Origin of the sequence: Methanosarcina horonobensis HB-1 = JCM 15518 (assembly GCF_000970285.1) — an archaeon.
Classification (GTDB): Archaea; Halobacteriota; Methanosarcinia; order Methanosarcinales; family Methanosarcinaceae; genus Methanosarcina; species Methanosarcina horonobensis.
Genome location: NZ_CP009516.1, coordinates 2738069 through 2760427, shown reverse-complemented (window position 1 = coordinate 2760427; position 22359 = coordinate 2738069). Strand labels below are relative to the sequence as shown.

16 protein-coding genes and 1 pseudogene are annotated in these 22359 nt (G+C 39.6%); 8 read left to right on the top strand and 9 right to left on the bottom strand.

Features of this window, described 5'->3' with window-relative positions; all coding sequences use genetic code 11:
- Positions 1-60: 60 nt before the first annotated feature.
- Positions 61-1431 (bottom strand): MBL fold metallo-hydrolase, encoded by a 1371-nt coding sequence (locus tag MSHOH_RS12140; RefSeq protein ID WP_048139954.1) that lies wholly within the window; start codon positions 1429-1431, stop codon positions 61-63.
- A 641-nt stretch (positions 1432-2072) separates the two neighbouring features.
- Positions 2073-2201, bottom strand: coding sequence for a hypothetical protein (locus tag MSHOH_RS25685; RefSeq protein ID WP_275425530.1), 129 nt, complete (start codon positions 2199-2201; stop codon positions 2073-2075).
- A gap of 141 nt (positions 2202-2342) precedes the next feature.
- Here MSHOH_RS25685 and MSHOH_RS12135 point away from each other — a divergent pair, with 141 nt between their 5' ends.
- A complete protein-coding gene (locus MSHOH_RS12135) occupies positions 2343-2972 on the top strand; it encodes a hypothetical protein (protein WP_082089341.1) in 630 nt (209 codons plus the stop codon).
- Positions 2973-3093: 121 nt separating this feature from the next.
- Here MSHOH_RS12135 and MSHOH_RS12130 read toward each other — a convergent pair whose 3' ends face one another.
- On the bottom strand, positions 3094-4296 hold the full coding sequence (locus tag MSHOH_RS12130) for a COG1470 family protein (RefSeq protein WP_048139953.1): 1203 nt from the start codon (positions 4294-4296) through the stop codon (positions 3094-3096).
- Between the two features lie 433 nt (positions 4297-4729).
- Complete coding sequence (locus tag MSHOH_RS12125) at positions 4730-5149, bottom strand: IS1/IS1595 family N-terminal zinc-binding domain-containing protein (RefSeq protein WP_048139951.1); 420 nt, start codon at positions 5147-5149, stop codon at positions 4730-4732.
- Between the two features lie 729 nt (positions 5150-5878).
- On the opposite strand from MSHOH_RS12125, the gene MSHOH_RS12120 reads away from it, so the two are divergent.
- Entirely contained in the window at positions 5879-6817 is a 939-nt protein-coding gene (locus tag MSHOH_RS12120) for a hypothetical protein (RefSeq protein WP_048139949.1), read from the top strand.
- A gap of 153 nt (positions 6818-6970) precedes the next feature.
- Positions 6971-7237, top strand: a complete 267-nt coding sequence (locus MSHOH_RS24680) for a transposase (protein ID WP_052730845.1) — start codon at positions 6971-6973, stop codon at positions 7235-7237.
- 423 nt (positions 7238-7660) lie between these two features.
- Here the strand turns inward: MSHOH_RS24680 and MSHOH_RS12110 are convergent, their stop codons facing one another.
- From MSHOH_RS12110 to MSHOH_RS12100, 3 genes and pseudogenes are all read right to left on the bottom strand, one after another.
- Complete coding sequence (locus MSHOH_RS12110; RefSeq protein WP_239450946.1) at positions 7661-8164, bottom strand: trypsin-like serine peptidase; 504 nt, start codon at positions 8162-8164, stop codon at positions 7661-7663.
- A 681-nt stretch (positions 8165-8845) separates the two neighbouring features.
- Positions 8846-9124, bottom strand: a pseudogene (locus tag MSHOH_RS12105) (class I SAM-dependent methyltransferase); the annotation flags it as partial.
- A 258-nt stretch (positions 9125-9382) separates the two neighbouring features.
- Positions 9383-9577, bottom strand: a complete 195-nt coding sequence (locus MSHOH_RS12100; protein ID WP_048139947.1) for a hypothetical protein — start codon at positions 9575-9577, stop codon at positions 9383-9385.
- Positions 9578-9939: 362 nt separating this feature from the next.
- Between MSHOH_RS12100 and MSHOH_RS12095 the strand changes: the two genes are divergently transcribed.
- The 3 genes from MSHOH_RS12095 to MSHOH_RS12085 all read left to right on the top strand — a co-directional run bounded on the left by MSHOH_RS12095 (position 9940) and on the right by MSHOH_RS12085 (position 18758).
- Complete coding sequence (locus MSHOH_RS12095) at positions 9940-11895, top strand: PGF-pre-PGF domain-containing protein (RefSeq protein WP_048139945.1); 1956 nt, start codon at positions 9940-9942, stop codon at positions 11893-11895.
- An 830-nt stretch (positions 11896-12725) separates the two neighbouring features.
- Positions 12726-15917: a PGF-pre-PGF domain-containing protein gene (locus MSHOH_RS22190; RefSeq protein WP_082089340.1), complete on the top strand. Its 3192-nt coding sequence runs from the start codon at positions 12726-12728 to the stop codon at positions 15915-15917.
- 606 nt (positions 15918-16523) lie between these two features.
- Positions 16524-18758 carry a PGF-pre-PGF domain-containing protein gene (locus tag MSHOH_RS12085; RefSeq protein ID WP_048139943.1) on the top strand — a complete coding sequence of 745 codons (2235 nt, stop codon included), beginning with the start codon at positions 16524-16526 and terminating at the stop codon, positions 18756-18758.
- A 454-nt stretch (positions 18759-19212) separates the two neighbouring features.
- On the opposite strand, the gene MSHOH_RS12080 is transcribed toward MSHOH_RS12085, so the two are convergent.
- The gene (locus MSHOH_RS12080) at positions 19213-20538 is read right to left on the bottom strand and encodes an erythromycin esterase family protein (protein ID WP_052730842.1); all 1326 of its coding nucleotides are present in this window, start codon (positions 20536-20538) and stop codon (positions 19213-19215) included.
- A 307-nt stretch (positions 20539-20845) separates the two neighbouring features.
- Between MSHOH_RS12080 and MSHOH_RS12075 the strand changes: the two genes are divergently transcribed.
- Complete coding sequence (locus MSHOH_RS12075) at positions 20846-21367, top strand: DUF192 domain-containing protein (protein ID WP_162197633.1); 522 nt, start codon at positions 20846-20848, stop codon at positions 21365-21367.
- Positions 21368-21495: 128 nt separating this feature from the next.
- Positions 21496-21918: a GNAT family N-acetyltransferase gene (locus tag MSHOH_RS12070; RefSeq protein ID WP_048139941.1), complete on the top strand. Its 423-nt coding sequence runs from the start codon at positions 21496-21498 to the stop codon at positions 21916-21918.
- A gap of 5 nt (positions 21919-21923) precedes the next feature.
- Here the strand turns inward: MSHOH_RS12070 and MSHOH_RS25235 are convergent, their stop codons facing one another.
- On the bottom strand, positions 21924-22238 hold the full coding sequence (locus MSHOH_RS25235) for a DUF6064 family protein (RefSeq protein WP_332882051.1): 315 nt from the start codon (positions 22236-22238) through the stop codon (positions 21924-21926).
- Between the last annotated feature and the right edge of the window lie 121 nt (positions 22239-22359).

Below are 22359 nucleotides of genomic sequence, written 5' to 3'. Positions count from 1 at the left end.
AAAGATTTCTAAACTCTAAATTCGAAAACCAAAAAAAATAAATTGGGTTAAAACGCTAGTTTATTTTACAATTTCATATCCTGCGTTTTTCCATGCAGTCATACTCCCGAGGACGTTGTATACTTCGTTATACCCGTTCTTTTTCAGAATCGAAGCCGCTATATTTGAACGCCGTGATGAGTCGCAGTAAACAACTATTGGACAACCTCTGGGAACTTTATCCAGGTTCTCTTCCAGATATCCGACGTATATGTGTTTTGCTCCTTCAATATGTCCTTCGCCCCATTCTTCGTCGCTTCTGACGTCCAGAAGTATCATTTCCTCACTCTTTTCGATTTTCTTTTTCAGACTCTGGACTGATATAAGATTCAAGCCGTCTACAGGTAAGGCTTTCATGTACCATGCTGCAATTCCGCCGTTCAGGAAGCCTGCTATATTGTCATATCCGATTCTGACCAGATACCTTACAGCAGTTTCCAGCTGATCCTTTTCTTCAAGTACCAGAAGTATGGGCTTATCGTAGGGAAGAATCCAACCGGCAAAGAAAGGCAGACCTTTCAGCCAGATGCCATATGAACCTTTTATATGTGCTCCTCCGAAAGAGTGGGACATGCGTGTATCCACGACCAGAGCTCCCTTTTCCATTCTTGTTCTGAACTCTTCTGGAGAAAGCATTTCAGGCACTGGCAGCCCCTTCAGCAAAGGAGGGCCCTGGAGGTTATATTCCTCCATTTTCTCAAAGTAAGGCGGAAACTCGAGTTTCTCTTCAAGCTTGAACTTTACAAACTCTTCTTTGTCAGTCTTCTGCAGAGCAGGGCTCTGGATTCGCTCCAGGCCCAGGGTACTGTACTCCCGCTTGGAGATAGCCCCTCCGCAAAGCGAACCCGCGCCATGGGCAGGGCAGAGTATTACCCTATCTCCCAGTGGGAGAATTTTATTAAAAATACTGTCATACAGATTTGCTGCCATCCTTGGAGCTTCTTCAGGTCCATATAGATCGGTTCTCCCTACCTCGCCTACAAACAGGGCGTCTCCTGTGAAAACCATTAAAGGTTCTTTGCCTGCATCGGGATCAGCGAGAGTATAGGACATGCTTTCGTCGGTATGTCCGGGAGTATGCAGGGCAGCCAGCTTCATTGATCCAAAATCAAACTCCTGCCCGTCACGAACAAAATTTCCATACTTGAAGTCCACTCCCTGCCCGTGGTAGAGCTCTGCATCTGTAAGCTCCTTCAGTTCCAGAGAGCCAATTACATAGTCTTCGTTTCTATGCGTTTCAAAAATATATTTAATTTTCATGCCCTCTCTTCTGGCAAGATCGGAATAGATCTGACAGTCTCTCCGAGGATCGATAACAATGGCTTCATCTCCAGAACCAACGAAATAAGAAAGATGAGCCAGCCCTTCAGACTTAATGCGCTCAAATATCATATTAGCCCCTCAGTAGTTTCAATATTTATGCAATAAATTAAATGCAATAATTCTGTAAATCTAAATTAAGGCTGGAATTATACTCTCACTAGAACCGTACCCTTTGCCTGTAAAGGTTCTCCGGAATAAGCTGTTTTAATTTCCCCTCAACCTAAGTATACAACCGCATGCCTCATATCTTTTTTGAAGCGTTTTTCAAAGAAAATTTCCTGAATGTAAGTTTTTGTGATTTTTCTGTTTGTGCTGTAGCCGAAACTTTCTGTTTTAATTTCTCAAATTCAAATTCCTAAAATATTTTAACTTATCCTGTTTATTCGATCAAACTCGAATACAAATAGTCTTCTACGCAAATTTTTCGTGTAAACAAGCACGATTTCTGGTTTTGAAATATTTTGCGTGAAAATATATTTCGTTCGCGAGTAATTTTTGATATAATTAATTTAAAATAATTAAGAGTCAATTGTATATTTGCAACCAGGAGTGAACGGATAGAACGAGTGAGTAACGGGTATGAATGAGTAAGTAAAAGAATTGCCCGAAAGTCATCGTTCCTGTTTCGGGTCAATGCGCTTGGGGGAGCGTATCTCTGGGACAACTGTATCGGGGGCTACAGTCGGAACAAAGTGCTTTCGGGCGTTTTCTTACTCCGCCCTTGCTGTCTTATTTCTTGATTTCCTGTCTTCTCTTCCTTTCCTGTTCTTTACACTGCCTTCTCTTCTTTTATTTTCACTTACCCTTATGAGCTGGCCTTTTCCGTCCTTTCTTTCCAATTTCTTACTTACTTATTTGCCCTGCCTTACCGAATTTATTATCTACCCGAATAAAGATGAAAGAAGTCTGTAATATCAAACTGAGGAAACTATAAGAACTGAAACTATGACTTTACAAAGCTAATAAATGGGTGAGATGATTTGAAATGTGTAACAACTCGGAATGGGCAAAAAGGAAAGTATTATCATAAAAGTTTATGGGAGAGTCTGCTGTTCCTTACTGTCCTGATAGGCAGAATAATGGCAAAACTTCTTGACATCTGCAGTTTTCCTGAGTTTATGGACTTTTTATGGCAGACTGTAAAACCCGGTACTCGAAAGCTAACCCAGGTAGAAGAGCAGGAGGCCAGAAAGGTATTTGGTGACAGTATCAATTATCGAAAAGTGCGCATAGACGAAAATTCACTGTTTGCCTGGTTGGGGGCAAAGAAACATAAGTGTTCGGGTATGGGTATTACCTCTTTTCGTACAATTAACTTCAATAAAAGGATTAAGGCTGCTCCTGGGAATCAAAACATGAAATGGCTTATTCATGAATTAGCCCATGTATCACAGATGGAGCATGTCGGCTCAAGATATATGATCGAGGCATCTTATGCACGAGCGACAGAAGGATACGGATACGTTCTTGGTGCAAAACCTCATTTTCGTAACTATAATCGTGAGCAGCAGGCTTCAATTGCTGCAGACTATTATAATGCACGCGTTTCAGGCCGCTCAACGGCTGCTTATGATCCTTATATTACAGAAATGCAGGCAGGAGACTTATAATAACAGTCCTACCCCCTTAAATAGAGAGAAATAGAAAATCCAAAAACGGGTAACAGGACTCTGGAAGAAAGAAAATCAGATCCTGCTAGCTTTTTGTAATCTCCCTTTAACCTGTTACTTTTTAATTTGAGTTTCCAACAGTTATCGAGTATTCAAAAGTTTCTGCGTTTCTAGGAAGGATTTCAAGTTCCCAATCTCCGATCGCTCCGGGTACTGTATACCTTTCAATATAATACCTGTCGTAATTTTGATAGATTACGCCATCTTCTTCTGACCAGGTTGGGAAATAATTCCACCCAATACCTACATTGCCTCTTTGCGTTGTTTTTACAGGGCTCATATCAACAGGACTGGAATCAAACTTCAGATTCAATTCAAACGATGGGATTTCATCTTGAGGTGGAATACGCAACCATGAATCCGAGCTATACACATAAGTTGAGACTTCAATTGTTATGGGGTCGGCAGTCTTGGTACTGAAGGTTTTCACATAAGGAACTGAAGGCTGCTGTAGAACCGTCAAGTAAAGCTCCAGTTGCGGCTCATTTCCGTCATTATCGTTCCCATTAACGTTCATGTCAATATATCCATCGTAAGTTCCTGTTGCATCCTCCGGAACAGAAACCCGGATAGTCATATTAGCAATTTGACCCGGTTCTAATGTTGACGGTGCAATGATTTCTATTTTGTCATCAATATCAAATTCATCAAAAGAGCTATCGTAGTAATTTTCGGTTACCTTTGGGTCGATAGTTATATTTTTGGCTGCTACGTTTTTGATTTTTACCGTGTACTCATATTCTATTCCAGCCTCAACGGAATCAGAGATGTAATATGTTTGAAGCTCTATTTTTTGATAAGTCGGGACCGTAATGTAAAGGTACATTCCATTGATAAACTGGGAGTAAAGGTCTACATCGTCTGTAAAAGCTATGTAGGTTTCATAACTCCCACCATCCGCATCCTCAGGAATATTAACTTCAACGGTAAATTCCTGCTCTGCACCTCGTCCTACCTCCACGTTTGCCGGGGATATGGTTATCCAGTTTTCGTCAAAGTCATAACTGCAACATATGGGTACAACTTTTGGTTCTATTTCAAGAGCTTTCTTACCATTATTTGTGAAAGTTATACTAAAGCTACTGCTTTCCCCCTGCTGCAGGTACAAGTCATAATAGCCGGGACTTATTTCATGTATTATGGTTTCATTTGAAGTCGAGGTACTAGCTGATTCTGTTTGAGCAAATGCAGCTGGTATCGACCCCAGGTAAAGCAGTACCCCTAAAAATAGGGACATTGCCCTCAAGAATGTGCTTTTACTCATATTTCCAACTCCTTTTTGTATTTTTGACCCTTTATTTACATATTACACCTAAAAATTATCTGGTTTGATCTGTTTTATTTTGTGTTTTAGTAATGTTAAGTTTCGAAACCTCATGCACTTCAGTTAGGAATACTTTAGCGCACATGTAACCAAAGCACTCCGGCTTCTTGAGTGTCTGCGATGATTAGCTGAGAATCAGTGGTGCAAAGTAAACCACTTTACATACAACGACTCCCCATAACTGTTTATCGGACATCTTCCTGTTTTATAGGATGCATAAGTTCCATAATGGATATATGGCCCTATATAAAATACTTATTACTTTGGCAAATCTTTGTGCTTTAACCACAAAAAATTAAAAAAGAATGTAATAGAACAGGACTTCTGGATGGATTGAATTACATAAATTATTTATGTATACTGTCTTTTCATTTTAAGGAGACTTTCGGGAAGAATTTCTCTTTACTTCTAAAAGTGCCCACAATTTCTCGCATTCTTCAGCTGTCAGTCCAATTTGATTGATCAGATATTCTTCTGTTTTTTCATTTTTCACTGTATCTTTTAACAGATTGCTTATGGTATCTCTGTGATGCCCTGTTATCCGTTCAATGCTTCTAATCCCATTTTTTTCGAGAAAAAGTCGATATATAAGCCTAATTTCTTCTTTAGGCAGATGTTTACGATATACAGCCGTGCCTATTGTATCCATAAAAAACTTATTGCAGTGTTTACAATAGTATCTCTGATGTCCGGTTTTGTACTTTCCACGTTTTATTATGGCTTTTCCTTCTGCTTTAAGATAATATCCGCATTTTGGATTTGGACACATAACTTCATCTGTTTTTCTGGTCATAGTTTCCCTCCTTTAGTCCCGATTTATTTTTCTGGTCTATTTCGCTAGAAATAAAAATTTATAACCCAAAATTATCACAATTACTTATTCTAACCCTATTATGATGGCTTTTCCTCCACTTATGGAGTAATATATGCATTGCGAGTCTTGACTGACGATTTTATATGATTTAGTATGATCTGTCAACTGAAATAATTTAATTATTAAGTTATGGTTTTATTGATATATTTATTTTACTAATTATCACGTCTACCAGGAACAGATTTTTGCAAAGCCAGTAAATGAAAATCTGATAAAAATTAAAAGACTCCTAGAAAATATTTACATTAAGCTACTATGAGCTCTATGAGTTTATCCTGAAATTCAAAATTACTTCTCTAAATTTCAAATTCTAAATAGACAATTGAGTTTTCGATTATGAAGATAATTATGAAACTTTACTGATGTGAAGATAAAGCTAATTTTGGGGTGATCTCTATAAACATTCAAAAAAATTATTTTTCCTGAGCAGGAGCTGCATATGTGAAAGTATCGCGCAGACGAACGAAATTAGGAAGGGAGCATTAATATATGGTATATCCCAGAAATTTAATGACATGCAATTAGATTTTTATTATTAATATTCAGTATTTCTTTCAGCATCGAGTAAAAAGTAGAGAACTTGGGTTAAAGTAAATTTTTGAGTTAAAATTAAGAACTGAATCTATTTTTCAATCAGGAATGATAACAATGTCAACTGTTGAACTAAGCGGAATCAAAGGAATAACGAGCTTTACTACATATGATAACGGCGAACTGAATGAGTGCAAGCTTAATGATTACAACTTGATCCACACAAAATACGGTGACTTTGTTCCGCAGTACGGAGATCCAGGAATCAGAAGAAAACAGTTAAAAGCTCTGTCCTTCTATAAAAACGGAAAAGTTAAAAGCATTTCTTTAGAGCAGCAAACTGAAGTAAACACATCAATAGGAACATTCCCTGCCGAACTGGTAACTTTTTTTGAAGACGGTTCGCTCAATAGTTTGTTTCCCCTAAACGGGCAAATCAGCGGTTTCTGGTCGGAAGAAGATGAAGGGGCTCTGGCACAGAAATATGATTTTACGTTCCCGTTCGGGAGTTTCAATGTAAAAATAATCGGGTTGCGCTTTTATCCGGGAGGAAAAGTCAGAAGCCTGATCCTGTGGCCTACCGAAACAATTACAATTAATACTCCTGCAGGAAAAATTCCCATTCGAACAGGATTCAAACTTTTTGAAGATGGAAGCATAGAGTCCGTAGAACCGGCAAAACCAGTTCCTGTTGAAACTCCCATTGGCTCGATTAATGTGTATGATGCAAATGCACTGGGCATCGATGCGGATAAAAACTCCCTGGGCTTTGACAGAAACGGCAGGTTAACCTCTCTTGCTACCTTTGACATCATTTCTGTCAAGAAAAGCAACGGTGAAAGGAAAATCATCTTCCCGAAGCTGAAACCGGGTTTGATGGAAGATTATGAAAAAGTGCCAGTAAAACTGTTCTTTGGTGAGGATTCCGTAACCATAGATGACGGTATGCGAGCAACTGAATATAGTATATCTGAATGTATATTTAAAATCACAGGTGGCGATTATACGGAAACTACAACCTGCGGCGATTGTTCAAAATGTAAGGGCTGCATGTAACCTGACTTTTCTATGTTTTTGAATTGATGTAGTTCCAAAAAACTACTCTACTTCGTTTTCAATTTTTCTTTAGTACCTGACTTTAATCCGTTTGGAATCTCGGCTAAAACCACCAGAAAAAGCATTGGGTCGTGGATGTTAAGCTCAGGAGTTATGTCCTTTAAAGTTTACCAGATTAATCGAAGAAGAGGAATAAAGTCCAATATACCAGTAAACACAAGAAATAGAAAGAAAAAGAAGAGGGGGAGACCAATAAAGGTAGATTGGGGCGAATTCAAAAAGAAAAGTGCAATAGAAAGTTTTTCTAGCTGGATAGAATCATGCAAAAAGGTATTTCCAAGATATGAAATCAAAGAAATATCATACCTGGGAGTTATGATCTTAGCAGCAATAACGATGTTAAATCAAGTTTTAGGATGAACTCACAATTATAGTTTCTTCCTTTCGAGTAATCTTCTCATACAGAGTTCGACATCGGCTTTGAAACTTTTAATACAAAGGGATGTTTTGATACTATGCAATTTTTTGTAGAATTAATTTTAAGTAACCATAGTAGTATTATAATTTGAATTGGGAGAGATAGAGAAAATCTAATCTCAGTTCCACTGCGTAAGTTTTATCACAACTGAAAATGGGGGTATAAAATGGAACACGAACTAGAAGAGGTCGAGAGAGATTTCATTGAATTTAGAAAGGAAATGGGTGAGGACTAACGATTGAATAACCGTTAATGGTGCGAATAAGAATTGCCTAGAAGATATTAGTTCCTGTGTTCGGGGGGGCACGGGAAAGAAACATAATTCCTTTGGGCTTTTCTCCAATCTTTTTTAATGTATTCTTATACTAAACTTTGACAGGATTGAAATAGTAAGAAAAATCGTGCTGCAGATTATTGGAGAACCTTAAAAGAGACTTTATTCCTTTATAAAGCTTTGTCTCTTTAAAAGATTTTTGTTTCCTTAAAAGAACTTTATTTGTTTCGTCTTTGTTCTTATCTTCGTAATCCTCCATACTGCGGATAACGCTGGACGAAATTGCAGTTCCCATGCAATTGTCCATTGTTATCGAGGATATAAGCCCTATTACCTTCCCTGACTGCAGGATAGGGGAACCGCTATCTCCGGGTTCTGGCATATTATAGCACTGGAAGCCCAGGAAAAGCAATGAAGTCCCGGCATTAACTACCCTGCATTTGATAGCACGAATATCATTGACAAGCAAAGCTTGCTCCAGCTCAGATGCACTGCCAAGCTCTGTGATCTGAAACATGCAGTTAGAAGGAAGTTCTATCAAAGCTAAATCAAAAGGTTTCAGAATGCTTGTAACGGCAACTTTCATTCCATCCACAGTCAAATGATCTCCTTCTCCCCGATGAAATATATGAGAAACTGTGACCATATAAGGCAATCCTTTTAGTGAGATTACAGCGCCGATAGTGCATCGATATCCCTTATAGAAAAAAGAGCCACCTGATTTTATCATAAGTTTTCAGCAACCTGTTGATCCGGTTAGGCCTGGTTTATGGTACTTTCGGTGTTTACGTTAAATTATGCTTTAATTATATTTAGTATTACATATTAAACTGAGAATCAGTTCACAATTTAAAAGTAGAAACAAAAAAGTGGATATTATTAATTCGAGTCTGGGTTTTTAAGGGACGATTCTTAAAAATCAGGGAAAATTCAGAATGCTTTTATTAGAAAAAATGGGGTTTTCTAGGTGGACTTACCTACACGAAGCAAAACGCCAAAAGTGATAAGTTTTTCGTCCTTACCAACAAAGTTTTGGAATGAGTTAGGACCTGAGAAAGACCGGTTTTATGGGACCTATTCGGGTTAAGATGTTAGATTTTAAGATTCTGCCAGTTAAAATTTATGGATCAGCTGCCAGCGCATCAAAACTTTGAGAAAAAGCTCAGCCATTGGTTTACATCCTTTCGTTTGGTTTTGTTGCAATCGCAAACAGCATAATGTTTTCAAAATAGACACCTGTCGGGGCCTCTACCTTCACGAATTCTTCAGTAATCTCCTATCGTACACGGTATATCTCATTGAGGGCGGTTTTCTTGTCGTCAACCCAGTGGAATGAGGAACAAAAATATGAATGATTGATTGAATTGTCCGGAACGGCAATAAGATCCTCAACCTGTCCCACAAAAAAACGGACGCTTCCGGTGGAGTCTTCACCAAACTTTTTCCGCGCAAATTCAATACGATATGAGGAAGGGTCAATACCTGTGAGCTTCCCGAAATGCCCTATAATCTCCGAGACATTCACAGCCTGCCGCCCTGTTCCGCAGCCTACGTCAAGAACGGAGTTTAATTCACCTTCTGGAGTTGTTTCTCACAAGAGATAAATCCTGATCAATATAACTTAAATTTCCTCTTACTCTTAAAGGTAAGTAAGTTAGCCCATCACCCTGCAGGAAAAAAACAGATAATCTGATATTTTAATCCTGAGTGTGAAAACAAAAGAGCAGATTCACACGATGGGAAACAAAAATTATAAATATTTCTTTAATAGTGTTTCCCTGATCTTTTTTAATAAGTCCCCTTAATTTGAGAATTATCCTGTGAGCCCGTTTCTGGTACATAAAGGGGTGAGCCAGATCACAACCGGGCCTGAGAGCAGGAAAGGATCCCTCCCATCGAACCGGCACCAGGGAGAAGATATTTTATAGAGAACCTGCCTTGAATTTTTATAGAGTAAATTGGCAAGAGGCAATATGGTTAGCACTGCAATAAGGCTGTATGCTGGCATATACAACCTGTCATAAGTCCAGACAACTTAGTTATAAATATTAGAACGTTGTAATATATTCTGCTTAATAAATTGATACTTTTTACAGGTGGATTGTTTCCAGAATCAGGCTTTGTTTATTTTTTAGGTTAAGTGTTCTGGTTAAAGGAGCAACCTTGAACATATCAAAGTCCAAAAACGGGGTTCATATAAATACATACTAGGAGGATAATAATGAGACTGCTGCAAAATGAAAAAGGAAAATCCTGTCTTATCCGCAAAAAGAAGAAGTTCTGTTATTAAATTGAAAAAAAGGAGGTTTTTAAATTATTGTTTAAGAAGAAGACATTCAATATTGTCTTCATTGAGGAGGCATGATAACGATGAAATTTCATAAACTTAAACTATATGCAAAATATGGATTATTTCTCATACTGGTAATTAGTCTGGCTGGCACCGCTAGTGCAGCTACGAATCACACAGGAGGTATTGCTCTATGCTGGGACGATATAGGAAATATTGAGCCATGTTATGAAAACCTAACAATGTTCCAGCAGCATAATGCTACATGCACTATATATATAAACTCAGTAAGTGAGAGCCCAAATAGTACAAGAACTGCATTGAATGAACTGCATAAAGCTGGATGGGAAATAGCTGCACATGGGCACAACCATAAAAATTCAACTGAATTTCTAAACAATAGCACTCCTGACGAGTGGCTTGACCAGGAAATATTCCCTAACATAGTAGAAATAACCGGTTATGGTTATCCGATTTATTCCTTTGCATATCCTTACTCGTTAAGGAATGAAACTACTGATGCACTACTGGCTCCATACTTCCAAACACTTAGAGCGACGGCCTTCGAAACGGTGAATGTAAACGAGTCAGCCGCTTATTACAAGTGGAACGACACTCAACTTGTATATGCTGTTGAAATAGATGACCAGACTGGTATTACCCTTGAATCTATACAATATGGAATTGATTATGCAATAGCTAATGAGTACGTACTGGTTTTATACGGGCATGCTATTACTTCAAATGTTACCGGACCTTATCAAACTTCAACCTCAAGACTGGAATCAATTCTGAATTATACCAACCAGAAGAACGGAACATTCTATCTCATGGGAGAGCTGGGTGATTCCGCCTGGGTAAGACCTGGTAGATTTTCTAATGTGACTGCAAACTTCACAGTTTCTTCAGATACAGTGTTAACGGGGGGAAATGTGACTTTTGCGGATTACAGCGTAAACCAGACCAGTGAACTGCTAGATTTTGGTGATGGTTATAACAGCAGTACTGTAAACGTTACTCATACATATTCAGTACCAGGAACTTATATCGCTAATTTAACGGTATCAAATGACGTTTCCAACCAATCGATCACTAAAACAATTACGGTTACTGACCCGATACCTCCAGTAGCTAGTTTCACCAGTAATCCCACAACTGGAGTTGCACCGTTGAATGTAGCATTTACAGATACATCAACCGGAGTTCCAACATCCTGGTCATGGGACTTTGGGGATGGAACGACTTCAGATGAACCGAGTCCAACACATGTCTACTCATCGGCTGGAACTTATACAGTTAAACTGACCGTAACCAATGCAAACGGCGAAAATTCAAAAACTGATACGATAGTTGTAAACAGGAAGAGCAGCGGAGGAAGCAGCAACGGCGGCGGCGGTGGGGGTTCTCCTGAACCTGCAGGGAATGTTGAAGTAAAGGAACTTTCGCAGGCTTTCATTACAAACGGCAAAGCTGCTCAGTTTGATTTCACAAAGAACGCAACATGTGTCGTGTGTATTAGTTTCAATGCTAAAAAGACTGCTGGCAGGACAACAGCTATTGCTGAACAGTTGAAGAATAAGTCTACACTTGTTTCCGGACTGCCTGAAGGAAAGGTCTATAAATACTTCAATGTCTGGGTTGGAAATAGCGGGTTTGCAACATCCGAGAATATTGACAACCCTGCGCTCTGCTTCAAAGTTGAAAAATCCTGGGTCCAGGATAATAAGATAAACAAGGATTCAATCACCCTTAACAGATACAATAACAAAACCTGGGAAAAGCAGCCAACAAACTTTTCAAGGGAAGACGACAAGTATCTGTATTTCAAATCCAGCGTCTCAGGTTATTCATTCTTTGCAATAACAGGTAAGACGACAGAAGATGCAATAACATCTAAACCTGAGACTCAGGAAGATAAAAATGATACTGAAGCAGAAGCTAACAGAACTTCTGTGAGAAGAACACGTGCTCCGGGCTTCGAAATGATTTATTGTATTCTCGGGCTGCTTGGAGTGTTCCTGTATAGAAGAAAATAAACTGAATGTGGAAGAAGATAAACTGAACGAACTGCAGTTAGATGGTAGGGATAACTGATCCCTGCTGTCTAATCTCTTGAATTTTTTCCTGGTTAATTTAAGTTTTCACATTCTCAAAGTCTTTTTTGTATTTGACTGGAACAAGCCAGGTTATTCTGGAGATATTCATAGTATGAAGCAAAACTCCAAAATTATAACTCTTCTACTTTTATTTTGGTGCCAGGTTTCTTTATGACTTATACCACTAATTTTTTATTTTTAGAATTTATTGACACTTTTATCTTTAAATTTCTTGATAAAGTTAATTTTTCTTACTTTATGACCATATGGTACAGAGACAATTTTTTCGTTTCTCTTCAGTAGTTCCGTGCAGGCAACGGTTGTGCATTATAACAACATAGCTGTCATGCGGCTTAAGCATGAACGCTTAAACTCAAAATAATATCAGTTTGTAAATATAATTATTTTGAATTCAACATAAATTCAAATGACTTAACTATAAATATTAGAATGTAGTAATATGTTCTGTTTAATTAACATTCTTCTGTTATAAATTAAATTGCCTCTCAAAACCAGACTGTACGTACATTTTGAAATCTACGATTCTGGTTAAAAGAGTATTTTTGAAACATGAAAAATTCCAAAAACGGGGTTCATACCAGACATATTCGGAGGATAATGATGTTCGAGTCGTAACTAAGTACATAAAAAATATTTTACCCCACTAATCAAAGTAGAACTTCTTTATGTTAAATTTGAAAAAGGCATTTAAATTGCTTGTTTAGGAAAAAGAAGGCATTAAATGCCTTCTTTAAGAAGGTCTGATCACAATGAAATTTTATAAATTCAAATCATGTGCAAAATATGGATTATTCTTCATTCTGTTAATTGGTCTGGCTGGTACTGCTAATGCAGCTACGGGTCATACAGGAGGTATCGCCCTATCATGGGACGATGTATTAAGTGTTGATCCGTGTTATCAAAATTTGGAACTATTTAAGGAGTATAATGCTACGTGTACTATCAATATAAATTCAAATGATCTAAGTACCTTTGGGCAGGGTACAAAAGATAACCTGAGTGCACTGCATTCTGCTGGATGGGAAGTAGCTGCACATGGGCATAATCACGAAGATTCAGTTGCATATCTAAACAATTACACTTCTGATGTGTGGTTGAACCAGGAAATAATTTCGAACATCGACGCACTAAATGCTTTAGGTTTTTCAGTTTATTCCTTTGCATATCCTTACGGAAGTAGAGATAATAATACTGATGCATTATTGGCTCAATACTTCCGGACACTTAGATCGTCGGAATTCGAAACTATGGACGGACAGAATGTAAATGACACACCAGACGCTTATTACAAGTGGGACGATACTCAAGTTCTGTATGCTGTTGAAATAGATGACCAGTCCAATGTTAGTCTGGAGTCCATAAAAGCTGGAATTGATTACGCAATAGCTAATGAATATGTACTGCTGTTATATGGGCATGTAATTACCTCAGGTACACCCGCCGAATATCAGACTTCAACCTCGAAACTGGAAGAAATTCTAAGTTATACCAAAGCACAGGGCGGAGACTTCTATCTCCTGGGAGACCTAGGTAATTCGTCCTGGTCCTCCGCAACCTCTAATGTGACTGCAAATTTCACAATTTCTGCAGATACTATTGTTGCAGGAGGAGATGTGACTTTTGTAGGTTACAGCATCAACCAGACTTCTGAATTTTTAGATTTCGGAGATGGTACTAGCAGCACTAGTGCAAATGTCACTCATACATATGCAACACCAGGAACCTATAATGCTGTTTTAACGGTAACAAATGGCATTCACAGCCACTCGATAACTAAAACAATTATAGTTACTACGGGTCGAACCGGAGGTGTTGCTTTATCATGGGATGACGTGCAAAATATTGGTCCATGTTATGAAAATCTAGCAACGTTCCAGACGTATAATGCCAGCTGTACTATGAATATAAATAATTTGAGTGCCTGGGGGCAAGGTACAACAGATAACCTGAGCGCACTGCACAATGCCGGATGGGAAATAGCTGGGCACGGGTACAATCACTTAAATTCTATTGAGTTTCTAAATAATAGCACTTCTGAAGAGTGGCTGAACCAGGAAATATTCCCTAACATCGCAGAAATAACCGGTTATGGTTATCCGGTTTATTCCCTGGCATATCCCTATTCAAGTAGAAACGAAACTACCGATTCGTTACTGGCTCCATATTTCAGGACACTCAGGTCGACGAATTTCGAAACAGTAAATGTAAATGAATCAAACGCTTATTACAAGTGGGACGATGCTCGAGTTGTTTATGGTGTTGAAATAGATGACCAGTCCAATGTTAGTCTTGAGTCCATAAAATACGGAATTGATTACGCGATGCAACATGGGTACGTATTGGTGTTATACGGGCATGCAATTACTTCAAATGTTACCGGGGAATATCAAACTTCAACATCAAGGCTGGAATCAATTCTGAATTATACCAACCAGAAGAACGGAACATTCTATCTCATGGGAGATCTTGGAAATTCGTCCTGGGTTCCATCCGGCAGGTTTTCTAATGTAATTGCAAATTTCACAGTTTCTTCAGATAATGTATATACAGGGGAAAATGTGACTTTTGCGGATTATAGTGTCAACCACACCATTCAACTGCTCGATTTTGGTGACGGTTCTAACAGCAGTACTGCAAATGTTGTTCATAAATACACAACACCAGGAACTTATACGGTTAATTTAACGGTAACAAATGACGTTTCCAACCAATCGATCACTAAAACAATCACGGTCATTCAATCGACACCTCCAGTTGCTAATTTCACCAGTAATCTGACAACCGGTCTTGCGCCGCTTGATGTAGCGTTCACGGATGCATCAACCGGACTTCCGACACCAACATCCTGGTTATGGGACTTCGGAGACGGATATAATTCAACCGAGCAGAGTCCAAAGCATACTTATTCTGCAGCAGGAAGTTATACAGTTAACCTGACGGTAAGCAACCTGAACAGCACGACTTCAACAACTGCTACAATAACCGTACTTAACGAAAGTAATGTGCTTCCTGTAGCGAACTTCAGTATGAGTGTTACACGCGGCGATGCTCCTCTCTCAGTTACCTTTACTGACCTTTCGCAATACGCAACCAGCTGGACCTGGGACTTTGGGGATGGAGCGAGTTCAACCGATCAGAATCCAACTCATGAATACTCATCAGCTGGAACTTATACAGTTAAACTGACCGCAAAAAATGCAAACGGTGAAAATTCAACAACTGCTCAGATAATCGCAGACCGGAAGAGCAGCGGAGGAAGCAGCAACGGTGGTGGCGGTGGTGGCGGAGGTTCTCCTGAACCTGCAAGAAACGTTGAAGTAAAGGAACTTTCACAGGTATCTATCACAAACGGTAAGGCTGTACAGTTTGATTTCACAAAGAACGCAACATGCGTTGTGTCTGTAGGCTTTGACGCTAAGAAGACTGTTGGAAAGACCACGACCATTGTTGAGCAGTTAAAAAATAAATCTACTCTTGTCTCCAACCTGTCTGATGGAGTTGTCTACAAGTACTTCAATGTCTGGGTAGGAAACAGTGGGTTTGCAACGTCCGCGAATATTGAAAACCCAGCCCTCTGCTTCAAGGTTGAAAAAGCATGGATCAAGGATAAAAACATAGACAAGGATTCAATCACTCTCAACAGGTACAGCAACAAAACATGGGAGAAACTGCCAGCAAGCCTTTCAGGAGAAGACAATAAATATCTGTATTTCAAATCCAGCGTCCCGGGTTATTCATTCTTTGCAATAACAGGTAAGATGACATCAAACGAAGAAGATGAAAGCCATACAGGAGAAGCAACACCTAACTCGGGAACACAGGAACAAGATAATACGGAACCAGGAATTGAACCGGATGGGGATAGTAAAATTACGCCTGGTTTCGAAATGATTTACTGTATTCTCGGGCTGCTTGGAGTGTTCCTGTATAGAAGAAAATAAACTGAATTTGAATAAGTTGTAGTTAGATGGTAGGGATAACTGATCCCACTATCTAATTTTACCTTTTTTTCGTATATATGTGGGCACAATAGTACAGGGAAAGTTTTTCCGTGTTTTTCCGTGTCTTTCCGTTTTCTCCGTGCTGAGAACATTATACATTCTAAAGCTATCATGCGGTTAAACATGAACGCTTACACTTGCATCCATATTGTTTTTTTAAGCTGATTTCTCGTCAACACGCCATAAATATGATTTATACGTTGCTAACTTAACTATAAATATTAGAAAGTCATAATATTCTGTCTAATAAGCACTATTCTTTTGTGGTTAAATTGCCTCTCAAGACCAGACTGTACGTACATTTTCAGAATAATATTCTGGTTAAAGGAGCATTTTTTTAAACATATCAAAGTACAAAAACGGGGTCTATATCAGTACATACTCGGAGGATAATAATGTTTGAGTTATAATGAACTACAGAATGAATATCTTTGCTCTGTTAGTCAAAATAAATTCCATTGCGCGATAATTGAAAAAAGGAGGTTTTTAAAATCAGTAATTAAGGGAAAAACGGTTAATTTATCTCATTAGAGAGGTTTGATCACGATGAAACTTTACAAATTTAAACCATATGCAAAATATGGATTATTTCTCTTACTAATAATTAGTCTGGCTGGTAATGCTCATGCAGCTACTGATAAAGGAGGCATTGCTCTATCATGGGACGATGTAGGAAGCATTGAGCCGTGTTATCTGAATCTAACAAAGTTCCAGCAGTATAATGCTGTTTGTACTATAAATGTAAACACATTAAATGAGAGTTCAGATAGCACAAAAGCTCAACTGGCTGCACTGCACAATGCCGGATGGGAAATAGCTGCGCACGGGTACAATCACACAGACTCAATTGCATTTCTAAACAATAGCACTTCTGAAGAGTGGCTGAACCAGGAAATATTCCCTAACATCGTAGAGATAACCGGTTATGGTTATCCGGTTTATTCCTTTGCATATCCCTATTCAAGTAGAAGTGAAACTACTGATTCGTTACTGGCTCCATATTTCAGGACACTCAGATCGACGAATTTCGAAACAGTGAATGTAAATGCCTCAAACGCTTATTACAAGTGGGACGATGCTCGAGTTGTATATGGTGTTGAAATAGATGATCGGTCTAATGTTAGTCTTGAGTCTATACAATATGGAATTGATTATGCAATAGATAATGATTATGTATTAATATTATACGGACATGCGATTAATTCTTCAGATTCTCCCGGAGAATATCAAACTTCAGTCTCAAGACTGGAATCAATTCTGAATTATACCAACCAGAAGAACGGAACATTCTATCTCATGGGAGAGCTGGGTAATTCGTCCTGGGTTCCATCCGGCAGGTTTTCTAATGTAATTGCAAATTTCACAGTTTCTTCAGATAATGTATATACAGGGGAAAATGTGACTTTTGCGGATTATAGTGTCAACCACACCATTCAACTGCTCGATTTTGGTGACGGTTCTAACAGCAGTACTGCAAATGTTGTTCATAAATACACAACACCAGGAACTTATACGGTTAATTTAACGGTAACAAATGACGTTTCCAACCAATCGATCACTAAAACAATTACGGTCATTCAATCGACACCTCCAGTTGCTAATTTCACCAGTAATCTGACAACCGGTCTTGCGCCGCTTGATGTAGCGTTCACGGATGCATCAACCGGACTTCCGACACCAACATCCTGGTTATGGGACTTCGGAGACGGATATAATTCAACCGAGCAGAGTCCAAAGCATACTTATTCTGCAGCAGGAAGTTATACAGTTAACCTGACGGTAAGCAACCTGAACAGCACGACTTCAACAACTGCTACAATAACCGTACTTAACGAAAGTAATGTGCTTCCTGTAGCGAACTTCAGTATGAGTGTTACACGCGGCGATGCTCCTCTCTCAGTTACCTTTACTGACCTTTCGCAATACGCAACCAGCTGGACCTGGGACTTTGGGGATGGAGCGAGTTCAACCGATCAGAATCCAACTCATGAATACTCATCAGCTGGAACTTATACAGTTAAACTGACCGCAAAAAATGCAAACGGTGAAAATTCAACAACTGCTCAGATAATCGCAGACCGGAAGAGCAGCGGAGGAAGCAACGGTGGCGGCGGTGGTGGCGGAGGTTCTCCTGAACCTGCAAGAAACGTTGAAGTAAAGGAGCTTTCACAGGTATCTATCACAAACGGTAAGGCTGTACAGTTTGATTTCACAAAGAACGCAACATGCGTTGTGTCTGTAGGCTTTGACGCTAAGAAGACTGTTGGAAAGACCACGACCATTGTTGAGCAGTTAAAAAATAAATCTACTCTTGTCTCCAACCTGTCTGATGGAGTTGTCTACAAGTACTTCAATGTCTGGGTAGGAAACAGTGGGTTTGCAACGTCCGCGAATATTGAAAACCCGGTAATCGGCTTCAAGGTTGAAAAAGCATGGATCAAGGATAAAAACATAGATAAGGATTCAATCACTCTAAACAGGTACAGCAACAAAACATGGGAGAAGCTGCCAGCAAGCCTTTCAGGAGAAGACAATAAATATCTGTATTTCAAATCCAGCGTCCCGGGTTATTCATTCTTTGCAATAACAGGTAAGATGACAGAAAATGAAATAGGCCAAATAAAAGACGGAATTACACCTAAACCTGAAACACAGGATGATAAAAACGGTACAGAATCCGAAGTCAATTCAACTTCTGATAATAAAACAGGTCTACCTGGTTTCGAAATGATTTACTGTATTCTCGGGCTGCTTGGAGTGTTCCTGTATAGAAGAAAATAAACTGAATTTGAATAAGTTGCAGTTAGATGGTAGGGATAACTGATCCCACTATCTAATTTTACCTTTTTTTGAGTAGATTTGGACTTTCTAAAGTCTACTTTTCAAGATTCGTTTCGGAAGAAGTATAAGTTCTATTTAAGATAAATAAGTATGGAAAGGTTATTGATCAGAGAGTTTGTCAAAAAGATATTCAACTATGGCTATTCTGGCTATGTTGAGAAATGTTTTGGACTATTATCCTGAAGCGTTGCGAGAATCTGGCACCGATTGGTGAGGAGTACAGATACTTCGGAGCGTCTCAGACTTCGGAGCGTCTCAGCATGAAATTTTGGGAAGGATTTCAATAGAGCCACCGAGGTCCGGTTTCGATCGTTCGTCCAATCGGCCCGAATTCCTGAGTTACTTACGGCTGTCAGAACGTTGGAGAGTGTTACTGCCTGGGTTTAGGATCTCATTATTGCAGTGACTGTCCACCGCGGGTATATTTCGTTGAATCCAGGACAACCAGCCAGTCGAAATCAGTGATGCTTTGAGGAGTTAATGCAAAGTAGGTCGGATTCTTCATACTGCTCGAGCGAGTAGGAAGCGCTACGATTTCCGAACTTGGCAGCCCTCTGCCTTTATGAGTTGGAATGAACCTCACAGGACCCGGTGCTGCAGTTAACAGCTTCTCAAGGGTGCCGGCTTCGGGCTGACCAATTCCATTGGCATCAGAAATTCCCACTGCCGAACCGATAACGACATAGCGAGAGCCGAGCATCTCCTGGAGATGTGCTCCTGCAGGCCACCATGTTAATACGTAAGTGCTTAATTCCCACTGTGGTTCCCATTGTGCCTTTTCAAGCTGTAGGTGGCTGTTGTGAGCAAAAGCCAGCACTTTCCCTCGGTTATGCTCACGGGCCACCATGTACGCCAGATTATCTGCCATCATAAGGTCCCGAAGGCCAAGACCCTCGACAAGCCTTTTACCCAGCTCTGAATTTCTTGCCAATGCGGCATGATAGTTAAGTAATTGCCGTGCGACCGTTGCATAATGCACAGCTTCCAGATAGCGGTTTTTGTTACTTTTAGCCACCAGTTCGGGACGGCGAACGCATAGTTCTGAAATAAGGTTCTCAGTCTCAATTCGCAAAGCAGTTGCAGCTGGTGACAGACCTATTGATTTAGTCGGGTCGGTCATTGCAGCGGGGTTCTCCCAATCAGAGTCCTTTCCAAGAAACGAGTCTATACGTTCGCGATACTCCTGGCTACTGGCACTATCAATTGAGGTGAGGTAATCGAGAACAAAATGCAGGACTTGGCGTGGACTATCTGTACCGGTCATTTCAGTCGGACTATCAAAGCCATAGAACTGGAGTTTGACCTGATGGGAAGGATCGATATTGTACTCCTGCATCCACTCCACGAGTTCTCGATTAGCGTCGAGTCGGCCGAAGCCGTGGCTAAATCCTGTATCCTGCACAGCTTCATAAGATTCCGGCCCTCGACCGTTCACATACTCGTTTACTATATGCGCCCTGGGGAAACTGCTCTCAATTGCAATGGCGCTGTAGCCATGCTTCTCCACCAGGCGCTGGAAGAGCCGGTTGCGAAGTATAAGAATGTCCTCGCTGCCGTGGAGTGCTTCTCCAAAGCCAAGCAATTCCACTGAATCATCAAGTGAGGCTATGACCCTGTCTACGGAGGTGTCGAAGGTTTCGGACGAATCGATAGAGAAAGGAATCGCTTCATGTAGAATCCAGTCTTTGAGGGTGGTGTACACGGGAATAGAACGAGACATGGAATATATTGTTACTCTTTTAGGACAAATCTTTGACTATCATCGTTATACACATCACTTTTATAGGTAGGCATCGTTTTCAGCATTTAAAAAGGAAATGTTAGAAGATGCTCAAGAAAGCCAAATTGTGAATTATCGTGATTGGTCTTTTATTAGTTTCTACCACATAGAACTGAAGAAAAACTTCCTATTTTGCAGAAAGAACTAGTTGTTTAGATTTTTTGTAATTAATTTAGGGGAGCGAAAGGATACGACGATACAGATAGATAAGCAATGGATTTTGATTGCATTTCTGATCCTTTTATTTGTGGTCAGCGTTGGAGCAGGGTTACCGGGACAGAGTACTACTGAAGTTAAGAGTACTGAATCTGGTCAGGTTTGTATTAAGGATAGTTGCTTCTCAGTCGAAATTGCAGCAAATCAATCTCAGAGACAGTATGGACTCATGAACCGTGAACATCTCGATCCTGACAAAGGGATGTTATTTTTTTTTGAAGAAGAAGGAGTTCACCATTTCTGGATGAAAAACACCCTGATACCTCTGGATATTATCTGGATAAACTCAAGCCGGGACATTGTCTATATTGAAAGAAATGCTCAGCCATGTACTTCGGGTTATTGCCCATCTTTTGATCCCGGGAAAAATGCCAGTTATGTTCTGGAAATAAACGGAGGTCTATCCGACAGATATGGTATAAATGTAGGGGATAAGGCAAATATAACTTGTATAACATCATCAAATTTGAAGGATAATTTTCTGATTAATAGAACTACAGTAATTTATCACGCACTCTGGAAGTTTAACAGGCTTTTTGAAAATGTTTTATGAGTAATTTAAATAAAATCTAACCTTTTGAACAATTTCCTAATAATGGAGGAGTTGGATTTATTAGTGACATAGACGAGCAGAAACTTAAGGTTAAATTAATCCAGAAAAGTGAAGAAAATATAGAGGCAATGTTTAAAATCGATTGTGATGCCTTCAATGAGAACTTACTTAGTAACTGGTCACTGGTGCCTTTTATTCGATTCGGACAGGCTTTCGGTCTCTTCGAAAGTAATTCCTTGAAGGGCTTTGCTATATTCATGAGGGCGTGGGACAATCCCGGACTTGCTTATATGGTTGAGATAGCAGTAGAGGGAGAGAGCCAGGGAAAAGGATACGGATCTTATCTATTATTGCAATCCCTGCTCCATCTTAAAAAGAATGGATTATCCATTGTTACTTTAACTGTTGATCCAAGTAATTTACGGGCTCGTCATATTTATTGTGATAAATTTGGATTTGAATTTGTAGAATACCGAAAGAATGAGTACGGGCAGGGACATGACAGATTGTTCCTGGGACTAGACCTGAAGAAAAGAGATCTACTTGAGTAAAATCTTCAAATAGATTCCTTAACTTCAGCTATCTTTTCCCGTCTGAACATAATACCGCCAATCCCGATCAACCCAGCTATGAGTAAAGATGTGTCTTCCATTACACCCAGAGATACCGCGGCCAGAAAACCGATCGCTGTCCACAACAGAGGAATTACCGCTGCATAATATCTGGGCTGTTTGCTGGCAAGTAGGAGGGCACCGATGGTGAAGATAGTTGTCGGGCAGGGAAGACCAAAAATCGAAGAACTTGGGTAAATATGGCCCAGGAAGTATCCCAGAATCGGATATATGATAGAACCAAAAAGAATCAGGACTATACCAGCAGCAGAACGTCAGTCGTTTCTAAAAGAAAGTGCCAGATTATTTCTGATAATTCCTTCAAGAATAAATATCAATCCCTGAGACACGAAGAGGACGCCAAAAAGGCGGGCAATAAAA

What these genes read in the sequence shown, in the direction of transcription:
- MSHOH_RS12140 (WP_048139954.1), bottom strand. Translation starts at nt 1,431, where the DNA reads ATGATATTTGAGCGCATTAAGTCTGAAGGGCTGGCTCATCTTTCTTAT.
- MSHOH_RS12130 (WP_048139953.1), bottom strand. Translation starts at nt 4,296, where the DNA reads ATGAGTAAAAGCACATTCTTGAGGGCAATGTCCCTATTTTTAGGGGTA.
- MSHOH_RS12125 (WP_048139951.1), bottom strand. Translation starts at nt 5,149, where the DNA reads ATGACCAGAAAAACAGATGAAGTTATGTGTCCAAATCCAAAATGCGGA.
- MSHOH_RS12120 (WP_048139949.1), top strand. Translation starts at nt 5,879, where the DNA reads ATGTCAACTGTTGAACTAAGCGGAATCAAAGGAATAACGAGCTTTACT.
- MSHOH_RS24680 (WP_052730845.1), top strand. Translation starts at nt 6,971, where the DNA reads ATGTCCTTTAAAGTTTACCAGATTAATCGAAGAAGAGGAATAAAGTCC.
- MSHOH_RS12100 (WP_048139947.1), bottom strand. Translation starts at nt 9,577, where the DNA reads ATGCCAGCATACAGCCTTATTGCAGTGCTAACCATATTGCCTCTTGCC.
- MSHOH_RS12095 (WP_048139945.1), top strand. Translation starts at nt 9,940, where the DNA reads ATGAAATTTCATAAACTTAAACTATATGCAAAATATGGATTATTTCTC.
- MSHOH_RS22190 (WP_082089340.1), top strand. Translation starts at nt 12,726, where the DNA reads ATGAAATTTTATAAATTCAAATCATGTGCAAAATATGGATTATTCTTC.
- MSHOH_RS12085 (WP_048139943.1), top strand. Translation starts at nt 16,524, where the DNA reads ATGAAACTTTACAAATTTAAACCATATGCAAAATATGGATTATTTCTC.
- MSHOH_RS12080 (WP_052730842.1), bottom strand. Translation starts at nt 20,538, where the DNA reads ATGTCTCGTTCTATTCCCGTGTACACCACCCTCAAAGACTGGATTCTA.
- MSHOH_RS12070 (WP_048139941.1), top strand. Translation starts at nt 21,496, where the DNA reads ATGTTTAAAATCGATTGTGATGCCTTCAATGAGAACTTACTTAGTAAC.